Origin of the sequence: Thiomonas delicata, from assembly GCF_900088825.1 — a bacterium.
Lineage (GTDB): Bacteria > Pseudomonadota > Gammaproteobacteria > Burkholderiales > Burkholderiaceae_C > Thiomonas_A > Thiomonas_A delicata.
The window spans coordinates 1,491,863-1,505,864 of the sequence record NZ_LT592170.1 but is presented as its reverse complement, the minus strand read 5'-3'; the positions used below and the strand labels follow the sequence as shown (position 1 = coordinate 1,505,864).

At 65.5% G+C, this 14,002-nt stretch carries 14 protein-coding genes and 1 pseudogene; 8 read left to right on the top strand and 7 right to left on the bottom strand.

The window, feature by feature from the left end; all coding sequences use genetic code 11:
* Window positions 1-11 precede the first annotated feature (11 nt).
* The 5 genes from THIARS_RS07210 (at window position 12) to THIARS_RS18580 (ending at window position 2,710) form a co-directional block, all read left to right on the top strand.
* Window positions 12-1,427: a cbb3-type cytochrome c oxidase subunit I gene (locus THIARS_RS07210; protein WP_094160024.1), complete on the top strand. Its 1,416-nt coding sequence runs from the start codon at window positions 12-14 to the stop codon at window positions 1,425-1,427.
* Window positions 1,424-1,660 (top strand): hypothetical protein, encoded by a 237-nt coding sequence (locus THIARS_RS18225; protein WP_141202352.1) that lies wholly within the window; start codon window positions 1,424-1,426, stop codon window positions 1,658-1,660. The genes THIARS_RS07210 and THIARS_RS18225 overlap by 4 nt, the downstream gene beginning before the upstream one ends.
* Complete coding sequence (locus THIARS_RS07205; protein ID WP_094160023.1) at window positions 1,657-1,950, top strand: hypothetical protein; 294 nt, start codon at window positions 1,657-1,659, stop codon at window positions 1,948-1,950. The genes THIARS_RS18225 and THIARS_RS07205 overlap by 4 nt, the downstream gene beginning before the upstream one ends.
* Window positions 1,947-2,300 carry a hypothetical protein gene (locus THIARS_RS07200; protein WP_094160022.1) on the top strand — a complete coding sequence of 118 codons (354 nt, stop codon included), beginning with the start codon at window positions 1,947-1,949 and terminating at the stop codon, window positions 2,298-2,300. The genes THIARS_RS07205 and THIARS_RS07200 overlap by 4 nt, the downstream gene beginning before the upstream one ends.
* Before the next feature lie 263 nt (window positions 2,301-2,563).
* Window positions 2,564-2,710: a hypothetical protein gene (locus THIARS_RS18580; protein ID WP_186436589.1), complete on the top strand. Its 147-nt coding sequence runs from the start codon at window positions 2,564-2,566 to the stop codon at window positions 2,708-2,710.
* A gap of 40 nt (window positions 2,711-2,750) precedes the next feature.
* Here the strand turns inward: THIARS_RS18580 and purT are convergent, their stop codons facing one another.
* Window positions 2,751-3,968, bottom strand: coding sequence for a formate-dependent phosphoribosylglycinamide formyltransferase (purT, locus tag THIARS_RS07195; RefSeq protein WP_094160678.1), 1,218 nt, complete (start codon window positions 3,966-3,968; stop codon window positions 2,751-2,753).
* Window positions 3,969-4,154: 186 nt separating this feature from the next.
* Between purT and THIARS_RS07190 the strand changes: the two genes are divergently transcribed.
* Both THIARS_RS07190 and dapA read left to right on the top strand, forming a co-directional pair.
* Entirely contained in the window at window positions 4,155-5,357 is a 1,203-nt protein-coding gene (locus tag THIARS_RS07190; RefSeq protein ID WP_094159105.1) for an IS4 family transposase, read from the top strand.
* Between the two features lie 535 nt (window positions 5,358-5,892).
* Entirely contained in the window at window positions 5,893-6,762 is an 870-nt protein-coding gene (gene dapA / locus THIARS_RS07185; protein ID WP_094160021.1) for a 4-hydroxy-tetrahydrodipicolinate synthase, read from the top strand.
* Window positions 6,763-6,779: 17 nt separating this feature from the next.
* Here dapA and THIARS_RS07180 read toward each other — a convergent pair whose 3' ends face one another.
* Complete coding sequence (locus tag THIARS_RS07180) at window positions 6,780-7,265, bottom strand: multidrug/biocide efflux PACE transporter (protein WP_245845621.1); 486 nt, start codon at window positions 7,263-7,265, stop codon at window positions 6,780-6,782.
* Window positions 7,266-7,319: 54 nt separating this feature from the next.
* Here THIARS_RS07180 and THIARS_RS07175 point away from each other — a divergent pair, with 54 nt between their 5' ends.
* A complete protein-coding gene (locus THIARS_RS07175; protein WP_094160019.1) occupies window positions 7,320-8,177 on the top strand; it encodes a LysR family transcriptional regulator in 858 nt (285 codons plus the stop codon).
* Between the two features lie 36 nt (window positions 8,178-8,213).
* On the opposite strand, the gene THIARS_RS07170 is transcribed toward THIARS_RS07175, so the two are convergent.
* The 5 genes and pseudogenes from THIARS_RS07170 to THIARS_RS07150 form a co-directional block, all read right to left on the bottom strand.
* Window positions 8,214-9,524 (bottom strand): glycerate kinase type-2 family protein, encoded by a 1,311-nt coding sequence (locus tag THIARS_RS07170; RefSeq protein WP_094160018.1) that lies wholly within the window; start codon window positions 9,522-9,524, stop codon window positions 8,214-8,216.
* 54 nt (window positions 9,525-9,578) lie between these two features.
* Window positions 9,579-10,484 (bottom strand): annotated as a pseudogene (glxR, locus tag THIARS_RS07165) (2-hydroxy-3-oxopropionate reductase); the annotation flags it as partial.
* Window positions 10,485-10,509: 25 nt separating this feature from the next.
* On the bottom strand, window positions 10,510-11,283 hold the full coding sequence (gene hyi, locus THIARS_RS07160) for a hydroxypyruvate isomerase (protein ID WP_094160016.1): 774 nt from the start codon (window positions 11,281-11,283) through the stop codon (window positions 10,510-10,512).
* Window positions 11,284-11,287: 4 nt separating this feature from the next.
* Entirely contained in the window at window positions 11,288-13,042 is a 1,755-nt protein-coding gene (gene gcl, locus THIARS_RS07155; protein ID WP_094160015.1) for a glyoxylate carboligase, read from the bottom strand.
* 223 nt (window positions 13,043-13,265) lie between these two features.
* The gene (locus THIARS_RS07150; RefSeq protein WP_094160014.1) at window positions 13,266-13,739 is read right to left on the bottom strand and encodes a Crp/Fnr family transcriptional regulator; all 474 of its coding nucleotides are present in this window, start codon (window positions 13,737-13,739) and stop codon (window positions 13,266-13,268) included.
* Window positions 13,740-14,002: the final 263 nt, after the last annotated feature.

Below are 14,002 nucleotides of genomic sequence, written 5' to 3'. Positions count from 1 at the left end.
GGGGAGACGCCATGTACTTATCGCAAAAACTGGCCATCAAGTATTTCGTGGTCGCCTTCGCCCTGTTCGGGGTCATGATCGTCGCCGGGCTGATGGCGGCCGTCTACTACATCCAGCCGCAATTCCTGTTCAACACACTGGAGTTCAGCACGACCAAGATCCTGCACATCGACACCCTGGTCATCTGGAATCTGATGGGATTCTTCGGTGCCGTGTACTGGTTCCTGCCCGATGAGGTCGGCCACGAGGTGGTCGGCATCCGCCTGGGCGAAATCATGTTCTACGTGTTCTGCCTGGCGGTGGTGGTGGTCGCCGGCGTGTTCATCTTCGTCCAGTACGGCCATGCCAACGCCTTCAGCCTCTGGTTCATCAACCAGGGCCGGAAATACGTCGAGGCTCCGCGCTGGGCCGCGATCGGCATCGTGCTCGTCGTCGCGACCTTCATGTACAACGTGATCGCCACGGCCATCAAGGCGCGCAAGATGACCGGCATCCTCGCGGTGCTGATCGTCGACCTGATTCCGCTGTTCGTCCTCTATCTCGACGCCTTCCCGGCGGAGACGAACATGGTGAAGGACATGTACTGGTGGTGGTGGCTGGTGCACCTGTGGGTGGAGGCGACCTGGGAGGTGCTGATCGCCTGCATCATGGCGTGGGCGCTGATGCAGATGCTCAATACGCCGCGGCGCATCGTGGAGACCTGGCTGTACATCACCATCGCCCTGGTCATGGGGTCCGGAATCCTTGGGCTGGGCCATCACTACTACTGGATCGGCACGCCGCAATACTGGTTCGGCATCGGCGGCTTCTTCTCCGCCCTCGAGCCGCTACCGCTGGTGGGCATGGTCATCCACGCCGTCTATGACGCCGGCGTGCACCGCATGCAAAGCAGCAACCGGCCGGCCTTCTACTGGATGTTCGCCGAAGCCTTCGGCAACTTTTTCGGTGCCGGCGTCTTCGGCTTCATGATGACCCTGCCGCAGATCAACCTGTTCACCCACGGTACGCAATGGACCGTCTCGCATGGCCACTTCGCCTGGTGGGGGGCCTATGTCTGCGGCCTGATTTCGGTGTTCTACATCATCCTGGCCAAGGCTCGCGGCGCGCAGAGCGTCAACGGAAGCGCCTGGAAATGGGCTTTCGCGCTGCTGAATATCGGCCTGATCGGCATGGTCGGCGGCCTGCTCATTTCGGGAATGGCGCAAGCCTTCTACGAACGCGCGCTGGGCGGCTCGACCGTGCAGGCCTACATCAGCGCTCAGGGCAGTTCCTGGTTCGTCGAGGGGATGTACGTGCGGCTGGCCTTCGGCGCGCTGTTCGCCCTGGGCTACCTGATCCTGATCTACGACCTGGCCACCTTCGGCAAAGGCCGCCGCGTCCAGCAGGCCGAACCGCCCCAGTCCTTGGCCGTGGGAGCCCATCCATGAGCCCGTCGCACGGCCGTTCCGAAGACGGGCGAAGCCCCGCACGGCGGGGTCGCGCACAGCGCGGGGGTGCCGGCTTGAGCCCGTCGCACGGCCGCCCGAAGACGGGCGATACCCCGCACGGCGGGGTCGTGCGCAGCGCGGGGGTGCCCACCTTGAGCCCGTCGCACGGCCGCCCGAAGACGGACGAAACCCCGCATGGCGGGGTCGTGCGCAGCGCGGGGGTGCCGCGATGAACCCGCAAGCCTTGCTTCCGACCGCGACACTGCTGGGAGCGTTCGTGATTTTCGCCGGCCTTTACGCCATGCTGTACGCGGCGGGGAAAATGCGCCGCAGCCGGGCGCTGCAGGCCGCCGGCTACGTCAGCTACGCCGCCCAGTGCCTGGTCGTCGCCGGGTTGTGGTGGCTCAGCCCGCTGGCGCTGGCGTGGAAACTTCTGTTGGTGGCCACAGGGCTGTTCTGCAGCGTCATCCCCAGCCTGGCCTGGCGCCATCTCCATCAATTGCATCAACTTCCGGAGGCATGAAAACCATGGTGCCCAATCTGATTGCAACCCTCATCGGCATCTGGCTGTCCTATGCGGCGGTGCTCGATTTCTCGCGGGTGGAAACCTCGCGGTGGCTGGTCTACGCCGCGGCGGCTGCGGTCATCGCGCTGGCCTTGTGGTCAAGACGACGCGATTTCGCCAAGTGGCCCGGCACCAGCAGCATGGCCGCGAGCCTCGCGCTGATCGCAGCCATCGGCATGGGGCAGTTCGGCCTGTTGTCCCACCTGGCCCTGTTCTGGGTGGTGTTCTTCTCGGGCAATATCGTCGCCGTCCTGTCCTTCTGGGCGGCCATCTACCGGCCGAAGCAGATACCTACGTCGCAGGCCTAGGCTGCGGTGCCCGGCATCGCCCTTTCTTGTCTTGGAGCAAGGCCAGGCGACGAAACCAGACTTATCTTGGTCGACAGGTTCCCTACCGCTCTTGCGCCTGCCGCCGCGGCCTTGATCAAGCCAGGCCGCCCAAGGTTCGAGCCGGCGACGTCGGGACCCGGAACAGGCGGCGAAGCCTCGCTCCCCGGGACGGGAGCCGCCCTGAAACAGCCAGGGCGGCGTCCCGACGAGTCAGGTCTTTGCGCCATCTTGGAGATGCGAGCATGCCGGAATGGATCATCGATGCGGGGATGGCCGCAGCCCTCGTGGCCTTGGCCTGGGTCATCTGGCGCGGGCTGCGCGCCGAAGAAGGCCGGGACGCGCAGCGCCAGGCTGCGTGGGCGGATGTCGACCCCGATCAGGACGGATGACCGTCCACCCGAATCGCGCCGTCCCCGGCGCAACGCCGCGCTAAACGCCTTGGACCGGACGCACGCAGGCCGCCGCCTGCTTCGCCCGGCTGCGCGCTTGGTCGGTGTCGGCGCCAGCGGCCAAGGCCACGCCCATGCGCCGCTTGACGAAGCTCTCGGGCTTGCCGAACAAGCGCAGGTCGGCGCGCGGCACCGCCAGGGCTTCGGCCACGCCTTCGAAAGCGATGCCCTTGGCGTCCAGGCCGCCGTAGATGACGGCAGAGGCGCCGGGCTCGCGCAGCGTGGTGTCGACCGGAAGACCGAGGATAGCGCGGGCGTGCAGCTCGAATTCGGACTGGCGCTGCGAGCACAGCGTGACCAAGCCGGTGTCGTGCGGGCGTGGGCTGACCTCGGAGAACCACACCGCGTCGCCGCGCACGAACAGCTCCACGCCGAAAATGCCGCGCCCGCCCAGTGCCGTGGTGACGCGCTCGGCGATGCTGCGCGAGCGCTCCAGCGCCAGCGGCGACATGGGCTGCGGCTGCCAGGATTCGACATAATCGCCGTCCACCTGCAGATGGCCGATGGGCTCGCAAAACGCGGTGGCCACCTCGCCCGTGGCCGGGTTCACCGCACGCACGGTAAGCAGGGTGACCTCATAATCGAAATTGATGAAACCCTCGACGATCACCCGCGCCTGCTGCACCCGGCTGCCGGTCATGGCGTAGTCCCAGGCACGCTGCACGTCGGCCGGTCCGCGCAGCACCGATTGCCCCTTGCCGGATGACGACATCACGGGCTTGACCACGCAGGGGTAGCCGATCCCGGCGTCGATCGCCGCCTGCAGTTGCTGCACGGTGTCGGCGAAGGCGTAAGGCGAGGTCGCCAGCCCCAGTTCCTCGGCCGCCAGGCGGCGTATGCCTTCGCGGTTCATCGTGAGTTGCGCCGCGCGCGCCGTGGGAATGACCTCGGCCAGCCCCTCGGCCTCGATCTCCAACAACGCCGCTGTGGCGATGGCTTCGATTTCCGGCACGATCAGATGCGGCCGCTCCGCTTCCACCAGCGCGCGCAGCGCCGCCGGGTCGGTCATGTCGATGACATGCGCCCGATGCGCCACCTGCTGCCCCGGTGCGTTTGCGTAGCGGTCCACCGCGATCACCTCCACCCCCAGGCGCTGCAGGGCGATGATCACCTCCTTGCCCAGTTCTCCCGCGCCGAGCAGCATGACGCGAAGCGCAGAAGGGGAAAGAGGGGTTCCGAGACGGGATGGCGAGGTCATGCTTGGCTCCATGCAGACAGGCGCACGCCCTGGCGCGTGCAAAACGCACAAGCATATCGAACGCCGGTCCGAGGAATAGAGGTTCATCTTCGCGGCCGGCGACACGCCGATCTAGGGCCAATACTGTTCAGATAGCAGGCAATCAGTCATAATTCATCCTCATCGAGGTGTCGATGAGGATGAGGCATGGCCAGGACACGCAAGGCGTTACCGGCCCAGGTTGACGTGGCACACCTGATCAGCGCGGGGGTTTTGGCCAGCGTTTGTCCGCGGGCGCTGATCGAGGAGGTGCTAAGCGAGACAGGCCGAGCAAGCCAGCGCGAGCGTCTTCTTCCAGCGCCGGCGGTGGTGTACTACGTGATGGCGTTGGCGCTGTGGCGGGAGGCGCCGCTGGAGGAGGTTCTGCGCGTCGTTTGCGAGGGCCTGCAATGGCTCGGCGATAGCCGGGCTGGTGCAGTCCAGGCCAGCAAGTCGGCGATTTCGCAGGCGCGCACGCGGCTCGGTGCCGAGGTCATGCATCAACTGGCTGATCGGGTGTTGCGGCCGCTTGCAGCGCCCGGGGCACCTGGAGCTTGGTATCGCGGGCTGCGCGTGATGGCTTTGGATGGCAGCGGCATGGACGTGGCGGACGAGGCGGCCAACGCCTCTTACTTCGGCTACCCGAGTGCCACACGCGGACAGAGCGCCTTTCCACAGGCCCGGCTGCTGGGCTTGGTCGAGTGCGGCACCCACGCCGTTGTGGCCGCCGACATCGGCCCCTACAGCCAGAGCGAACGCGTCATGGCGAGCCGACTGCTGCCCCAGAAGTTGACAGCAAACATGCTCGTGCTTGCCGACCGCGGCTTCTACGGATTCAAGCTCTGGCAGATCGCGTGCGCCACCGGTGCCAAACTGGCATGGCGAGTGCCGTCTACGAGCAAACTGCCGATTGAAAAAGCGCTGCCGGACGGCTCCTATCTCAGTACGGTGTTCGACAGCGACGATCGCAGGAGCGAGCGCGTCGGGCAAACGATTCGGATCGTCGAGTACCTGTTGACCAACTCCGCCACGCCAACACAGGACAGCTACCGATTGGTCACCAACATCCTGGATCCCGAGGATGCTCCGGCGCTCGAGCTGGCGGCGCTCTACCACGAACGCTGGGAAGTCGAGAGCGTCTTCGCCGAATTCAAGACGCACCTGCGAGCCAACAGCACCGTCCTGCGAAGCAAGACACCGGAACTGGTGAGGCAGGAACTTTGGGGACTGCTTCTGGCGCACTTCGCGATTCGCCAAATCATGGCGCAAGCCGCCTGGCCACGCGGACTCGATCCGGATCGCTTGAGCTTCACCCACGCAGTGCGAGTGATCAAGCGAAAAATGCCGCAGGCCGCGGCCATTCCCCCCTGAGCGACTGCCTTGCTGGCGCGACGCCTTGTTCGAGGAAATCGCCCGCGGTCGCTGCGTGAGCAGCCGAGGTCGGACCAACCCGCGCGGCGTCAAACGCAAAATGAGCAACTACAACCTCCGACATCGCGGAGAGGTACTCCATCAACACCATCAGCCAACACCAATCCTACGTATCTGAACAGTATTGGATCTAGGGCCTGTTCACGCTCTGTCTGCATCCGCGCCGGGGCTTTGGGCGGATGCAGTGCGAGGCGCAGGCCGCGCCGTGGTGTGTTGCACCACAAGCGGACTGCAACGTGGCCATGCGCCGATATACTGGACCCATGCCTGTCTACCGTTCAGCAGTCATTTTTGCGCCAGTCGCCACGCACTGCGACTCCGACGTAACGCGCGCCGCACACCTCAAATCCAAAAAACAGCCGCTCATCTGACCGGAGCGCTGTTCCGTCAGAACGACGGGACGGCGACAAGGCAACACCCACATCTCCTTCCCGAGAACTGATCGGTTTCAAACGGTCGTTACTTGGAGAAATGCATGTCTGCTTTCACTGGAATCTGGGTGCCGCTCGTCACCCCATTCACCACGGACGGTACTGCGGTGGACCACGCCGCGCTGCACCGCTTAGTGCAACACTTGAGCGCTGCAGGCGTATCAGGTTTCGTGGCCCTGGGCACCACAGGTGAGCCCTCGGCACTGGACGACGCCGAGAAGGACGCCGTGCTCGACACGGTGCTGGCCGCCGCAGGAAGAATTCCGGTCGCCGCCGGCCTTGCCGGAAACAACGCGGCCCATCTGCGTGCCAGCATGCCCCGCATGAATGCCCGGAGGCTAGCTGGCCTGCTCGTCCCCGCACCTTATTACGTTCGCCCCGGACAAGATGGGATACGCCGGCATTTCCTCGATCTAGCGGACCTCAGTGACCACCCTTTGATCGTCTACGACATACCCTACCGCACGGGCGTGCAGATCGACACCGAGACCATGCTGGCCTTGGCCGCGCATCCCCGGATCCGGGCCGTGAAGGATTGCAGCGGCTCGCCCGACAAAACCCTGGCGCTCATCCTCGACAGTCGGCTACAGATCCTCGCCGGGGAGGATCTGCAAATCTTTTCCACGCTGTGTCTGGGCGGCAGTGGCGCCATCGCTGCCAGCGCGCACCTGCACACCGGGCGCTTCGTCGCCTTGCACCAAGCTGTCAGCGCAGGCCGGCTGGCTGAAGCGCGCGCATATTTTCATGGCTTGGCACCCTTCATACGCGCCCTGTTTTCCGAACCGAACCCCGGTCCGGTGAAGGCGGCACTGGCGGCACAAGGCCTGATGCATGACACCGTGCGAGCACCGATGAGCTGCGCCAGCAAAGACTTTCGCGCTCACTGGGCCCGACTCGACTGTTGCAGGATGTAGCAGCACAAATCGCCCCCTCAACCACAGCCTGAGCGCGATTTTTCGCGCAGCACGTCGTAGGCCCAGTGGTAGGCATAGGTGTAGGGCAAGAAGAACAGGAGCAGGCCGAGGTCGAGCAAGACGGCAGCAACGAAACCGATGCCCAGCCACCAGGCTGCCAGGGGAACTGTGATCAGCAACAAACCGCCTTCGAACAGCACTGCATGCGCGGCGCGCCAAATCGCGTCAATACCCATGCCCTTGGGCAATGCGTGGCGCCACCGAAGCCGATCAAACACGACATTGAAGATCATGTTCCAAAGCACGGCGATGGCGCTGCTCGCCACAGTAAGTGCGCCCATTCGCATCCATGACGTACCCATGATCCAGGAGAACAAGGGCGTGCAGAGCAAGATGGCAAGGAGTTCAAACCCCAGCGCTTGCAACAGACGTTCTCGAAGCGACTTGTTTTGCATAGAACTCGGTGGCATAGGGGTTTGATCAAGCTTGATGCTTGCCATCATCACCGGAATCACCAATACTTTTTAACCAATAAACATCGACCATATCGATAGACCGTGAATCCCAGTCCTGACGTACTGCTTGCCTTTGCCGAATCTGCCAGCCTGGGTTCGTTTTCCGCCGCAGCCCGCAAACTGGGCAAAAGTCAATCGACGATCAGCACGGCCATCGCGAATCTGGAGATCGATCTTGGCCTGGAACTGTTCGACCGCAGCAGCCGAAAACCGACGCTGACCGAACAAGGCGAGGTCGTCCTACGCAGAGCGGAGGAGATATTGGCCGCATACAGCCAGTTGAGTCATGCGGCCAGCACATTGGCCCAGGGGCAGGAAGCACGCTTGAGCGTTGCGCTGTCCGACACCTATCAGTCGGATCGCTTCGAAGACATGCTGAACGCGTTTCAGCAGCACTATCCCGACATCGAACTGGAATGTCTGATTGCCGAATGCACAGACCTCATCGCACTGGTCCAGAGCGGGCGTGCACAGATCGGTTTTGTCGAGCAGCAACACAGCTATCCGACCGATATCGGCTTTGGCACGGTTGCAGAGAGAACAGAAATTGCACTGTTCGTCGCCAAGTCCCATCCACTCGCCATCGAAATGCGCATTCATGCTGGCAAACTTCGGCAATACCGCGAACTGCGCCTCGCCACGGTGCTCAATCCACAAGGAACGCAAACGCATGGCCGCTCATGGGCCGCGCCCAGCTACTTGATGTTGATGGAAATGGCCCAGCGCGGCTTCGGTTGGGCGCCTATCCCACGCTGGCTGGTCGATCGCTTCGCGGGCGGCTCGCTGCACGAGCTGAACGTGCATGGCTGGCCAAGGCAGATTGCCGTCGATGCGGTATGGTCGAGACGGCATCGGCTGGGGCCTGCCGGGACTTGGCTGCTGAAAGCGATGCTGGCTTGAGCCTGTCGTCATGCAGTCAACCGACAAGCGATCCTGTCAAACCACCAGCATAGCGCGGAAGTCGTTGACGTTGGTGTAGGTCGGGCCGGTAACCAGCAGGTCGCCGGTGCCCTGGAAGAAGCCGTAGGCGTCGTGCGCGTCGAGCAGGGCGCGGGGTTTGAGCCCGCGCTGGGCGGCGCGGGCCAGGGTGTCGGGCGTGATCCAGGCCCCGGCGTTGTCCTCGCTACCGTCGATGCCGTCGGTGTCGCCGGCCAGGGCCCAGATGCCTGGCTCGCCCTGCAGCGCCAGCGCGGCAGCGAGCAGGAATTCGGTGCCGCGTCCGCCGCGCCCGGCCTGCGCGCCCCTGGCAACGGTGACCGTGGTTTCGCCGCCCGACAGCATGACGCAGGGCTTGCTGAAGGGCTGGCCGTGGCGCGCCACCTGGCGGGCAATGGCGGCATGAGCCAGCGCGATGTCGCGCGATTCGCCCTCCATGTCGTCGGCCAGGATGTGCGCGGCCATGCCGGACTGGGCGCAGGCGTCGGCGGCGGCGCGCAGCATCTGCTGCGGCGTGGCGATGAGTTCCACGCGGTTGCGGGCGAAGACGGCGTCGCCCGGTTTGGGCGTTTCCAGGGCGCCGCTGCGCAGGCCCTCGCGCACCATCGGCGGCACGGCGATGCCGTAGCGGTCGATGACCGCGAGCGCATCGACGCAGGTGCTGGGGTCGGGCACGGTGGGGCCGCTGGCGATGACGGCCGGGTCATCACCGGGCACGTCGGAAATCAGAAGGCTGACGACGGGCGCCGGGGCGCAGGCCGCCGCCAGGCGTCCGCCCTTGATGGCCGAGAGGTGCTTGCGCACGCAGTTCATCTCGGCGATGGTGGCGCCGCTCATGAGCAGGGCGCGGTTGATGGTCTGCTTGTCGGCCAGGGTCAGGCCAGGGGCGGGCAGCGCCAGCAGAGCCGAGCCGCCGCCCGAGATCAGCGCGATGACCAGATCGTCCGCCGTCAGGCCGTGCGTCAGTTCGAGCATGCGCCGCGCCGCGCCCTGCCCGGCGGCATCCGGCACCGGATGCGCCGCCTCGACCACCTCGATACGCCCCGGCAGCGCGCGCAGATGCGGCGGCACATAGCCGTAGCGCGTCACCACCAGGCCGGAGATGGGCGCGTCCTGCGGCCACAGCGCATCCAGCGCGGCGGCCATCGCCCCGCCGGCCTTGCCGGCGCCGAGCACCAGGGTGCGGCCCTTGGGCGGCTGGGGCAGATAAGCCGCCATCACCCGCTGCGGCTGGGCGCGGGCCACGGCCACGTCGAACAGGGCGCGCAGAAAACCGACCGGATCGGTCTGGGGGCGTGGGAGATCGTGCATGGCGGCGACTTTCCTTAGCGCGAGGTGAACGGACCGGTGTCGCCGCGCGCGGCTTCAGGCATCGGGCGCGATGGTGTGGTTGCCCATGATTTCGATGGCGCGGCATAGCGCGGAGTGGTCCAGACCGTCCATGCCGTTGGCGGCGCAGGCGGAGAACAGCTGCTGCGCGATGGCCGTGTTGGGCAGCGACAGGCCAAGCTGCTTGGCGCCCTGCAGCGCCAGGTTCAGATCCTTCTGGTGCAGGTTGATGCGGAAGCCCGGCTGGAAGGTGCGCTTGACCATGCGCTCGCCGTGCACCTCCAGGATGCGCGAGGAGGCGAAGCCGCCCATCAGCGCCTGGCGCACCTTGGCCGGGTCGGCGCCGGCCTTGCTGGCGAACAGCAGCGCCTCGGCCACGGCCTGGATGTTGAGCGCGACGATGATCTGGTTGGCCACCTTGCAGGTCTGGCCGTCGCCGTTGCCGCCCACCAGGGTGATGTTCTTGCCCATGAGCTGGAACAGCGGCAGCACCTTGTCGAAGGTCTCCTGCTTGCCGCCGACCATGATGGTGAGCGTGGCGGCCTTGGCGCCGACCTCGCCGCCCGACACCGGGGCGTCGAGATACTCGCAGCCGAGATCGTTGATCTGCTTGGCGAAGGCCTTGGTCTCCATCGGCGCGATGGAGCTCATGTCCACCACGGTCTTGCCCGCGCTGAGGCCCTCGGCCACGCCGCCGGCGCCGAACAGCACCTTCTGCACGTCGGGCGTGTCGGGCACCATGATGAACACGATGTCGGCCTTCTGCGCGACTTCCTTGCCCGAGGTGCAAGGCTTGGCGCCGGCGTCGAGCAGAGCCTGCGGCACGGCGCCCACGGTGTGCGCGTGCACGGTGTGCCCCGCGGCCAGCAAATGGCCCGCCATGGGTGCGCCCATGATGCCCAGGCCGATGAATCCGAGTGTTGCCATGTCGATCTCCGTTCGTTTCGTGGTTCTGTGAGGGTTCGCTTCAGAGCGCGCTCAGCCAGCCCAGGCCCGCCGTGGTGGTGGTCTTGGGCTTGTACTCGCAGCCGATCCAGCCGGTGTAGCCGATGGCGTCGATGTGCTGGAACAGGAAGCGGTAGTTGATCTCGCCGGTGCCGGGTTCGTTGCGCCCCGGATTGTCGGCTAGCTGCAGGTGGGCGATGCGCGCGAGCTGCTTCTGCATGGTCGCCGCCAGCTCGCCTTCGGTGCGCTGCATGTGATAGATGTCGTACTGCAGGAACAGGTTGTCCGAGCCCACCTCGTCCATGATCGACAGCGCCTGCGCGGTGCGGTTGAGGTAGAAGCCGGGGATGTCGTAGGTGTTGATCGGCTCGATCAGCAGCCGGATGCCGTGCGGCGCGAGTTGCGCCGCGGCATAGCGCAGGTTGTCGACGAAAGTGCTGCGCAGCGCGGCGGGGTCGGCCCCGGCAGGCGCCTTGCCGGCCAGGCAGTTGAGCTGGGTCACGCCCAGCACCCTGGCGTAGTCGATGGCCTTGGCCACGCCCTCGCGGAACTCGGCCACGCGCGCGGGCAGGCAGGCGATGCCGCGCTCGCCGGCGTCCCAGTCGCCGGCCGGCAGGTTGTGCAGCACGATCTGCACGCCGGCCTGCAGCGCCTTGTCGCGGATGAGCTCCGCGCCGTGGGCGTAGGGGAACAGGAACTCCACGCCCTTGAAACCGCTTTTCGCCGCCGCCTCGAAGCGGTCGAGGAAGGGCAGCTCGTTGTAGAGCATGGTGAGGTTGGCGGCAAACTTGGGCATGGCTTCAGGCCTCCACGGGGGACAGGTCGAGAATGGGCTCGAATTCGGTGACGTTGTCGATCTCGGTGCCCATCGAAATATTGGTGACGCGCTCGAGGATGATCTCGACCACCACCGGCACGGCGAACTCGGCCATCCAGGCCCGCGCCTGGGCGATGGCCTCCTGGATCTTGGACGGATCGCGCACGCGCACGGCCTTGCAGCCCAGTCCCTCCGCCACTTTCACATGGTCCACGCCGTAGCCGTCGAGCTCGGGCGCGTTGATGTTCTCGAACGACAGCTGCACGCAGTAATCCATGTCGAAATTGCGTTGCGACTGGCGGATGAGGCCGAGATAGGCATTGTTCACCACGATGTGAATGTAGGGCAGCTTGAACTGCGCGCCCACGGCGAGTTCCTCGATCAGGAACTGGAAATCGTAGTCGCCCGACAGCGCGACGATCTCGCTCTTGGGGTCGGCCGCGCGCACGCCCAAGGCCGCAGGCAGCGTCCAGCCCAGCGGGCCGGCCTGTCCGGCGTTGATCCAGTTGCGCGGCTTGCCCACCTTGAGGAACTGGGCCGCGGCGATCTGCGACAGGCCGATGGTGGTGACGTAGCGCGCATTCGCGCCGAAGGCCTCCACCATTTCCTGGTACACGCGCTGCGGCTTGATGGGAATGTCGTCGAAGTCGCTCTTGCGCAGCATGGTCTGCTTGCGCTGCAGGCAGTCGGCGGCCCAGGCGGCGCGGTCCTTGAGCTTGCCGGCCGCCTTGCGCTCGCGCGCCACCGCGACGAACAGCTCCAGCGCCGCATGCGCGTCCGACGCGATGCCGAGGTCGGGCATGAACACGCGGCCGATCTGGGTCGGCTCGATGTCCACGTGCACGAACTTGCGGCCCTTGGTGTACACGTCCACCGACCCGGTGTGGCGGTTGGCCCAGCGGTTGCCGATGCCGAGCACGAAGTCGGACGCCAGCATGCTCGCGTTGCCGTAGCGGTGGCTGGTCTGCAACCCCACCATGCCGGCCATCAGCGGGTGGTCATCGGCAATCGCGCCCCAGGCCATCAGCGTGGGCACCACCGGCACCCCGGTCAGTTCGGCGAACTCAACCAGCAACTCGCTGGCGTCGGCGTTGATCACACCGCCGCCGGCGACGATGAGGGGGCGCTCGGAGGCTTCCAGCATGTCCAGCGCGCGCTCGATCTGCGCACGGGAGGCGCGCGGCTTGTGCACGGGCAGCGGCTGATAGAGCTCGGGATCGAACTCGATCTGCGCCACCTGCACGTCGAACGGCAGATCGATCAGCACCGGCCCCGGACGGCCCGAGCGCATGAGGTGGAACGCCTGCTGGAACACGCCGGGCACCTGCGCCGGCTCGCGCACGGTCACCGCCATCTTGGTCACCGGCTTGGCGATGGACTCGATGTCCACGGCCTGGAAATCCTCCTTGTACAGCCGCGCACGCGGCGCCTGGCCGGTGATGCACAGGATGGGAATCGAATCAGCGGTGGCCGAGTAAAGCCCGGTGATCATGTCGGTCCCGGCCGGGCCGGAGGTGCCGATGCACACGCCGATGTTGCCCGGCGCGGCGCGGGTGTAGCCCTCGGCCATGTGCGACGCCGCCTCCACGTGGCGCGCCAGCACATGGGCGATGGAGGCGCGCTTGCGCAGCGCGCTGTAGAAGGGATTGATGGCGGCGCCGGGCACGCCGAAGGCCTGGTGGATGCCTTCTTTCTCGAGAATGCAAACGGCGGCTTCCACCGCGGTCATCTTGGGCATGGAATGTCTCCTGGGCTGCCATGCCGGATGCATGGCGCAGTCGCACGCCAAGGGTGGCGCGGTTTCAGGAAACTTTATGAGCGACGCAACCCAAGATAAACAGGACTGAAGGACAAGGATTCGAAACCGGCATAAGGGTAATGAACGCCAACGCGCGGCCCGAATGCGCCGGGACGCTTTTTCGCCACCGCATGAAGACTAGCGACGGGGCGGCACCAGCCGGCTAAGCCCAGCCGGGCGGCGCCCAACTGTCCATCAGCTTGCGTCGGGCCGCGTGCAGGCGCCGCGACATCAGTGCGGCGAAGATTTTCATCAGCGCGTAGCCCAGCGCCGGATCCTGCTCGCACTCCTGCAAGATGGCCTTGCCGTCGAACACGAGCAGTGTCGAGTCCGTCTGCGCCCTGGCCTCGAAGGTCCACTGATACGGCGGAATCAGCCACGACCAACCGATGACGTCATCGGCGCCGAGCGTCTGCACATCCAGCGCAGGGCCGTTGATCGCGGGCACCCTGATCTGCACGGTTCCCTCGCGCAGGACATAAAAATGCTCGGCGGCGGTGCCCTGGCTGAACAGCAACTCGCCAGCCAGCAAGCGTTGTTCCTTGGCATGACCGAGCAGCCGCTTCAATTGCTGCGAGTCGAGTGCCGAAAGAATGGTCCGCGTTTGCAAATCGTTCACGAGATTGGCTGCGTGCATGAATCGGGTCCCTTCCAGTCCGCTGATCCTTCGCATTGAATCCCGGTCCGCGGCGCCATGCCTTGTCCGGCATCAAACACCGTCACGCAAAACCGCTGAGCGCCATGCGCCGCCTCGGCATCGAAACGGCGCGCGTCGCGCCCGATCGCAGCCGGAACCCGCCCCACGGATGGAAGCAGTGACACGATTTCCCGTTTTGAAATGCGAATGCTGCCGAGCACGGACGTTAGGATGTGTGACGAATGTGTTCATTCGCGACACAA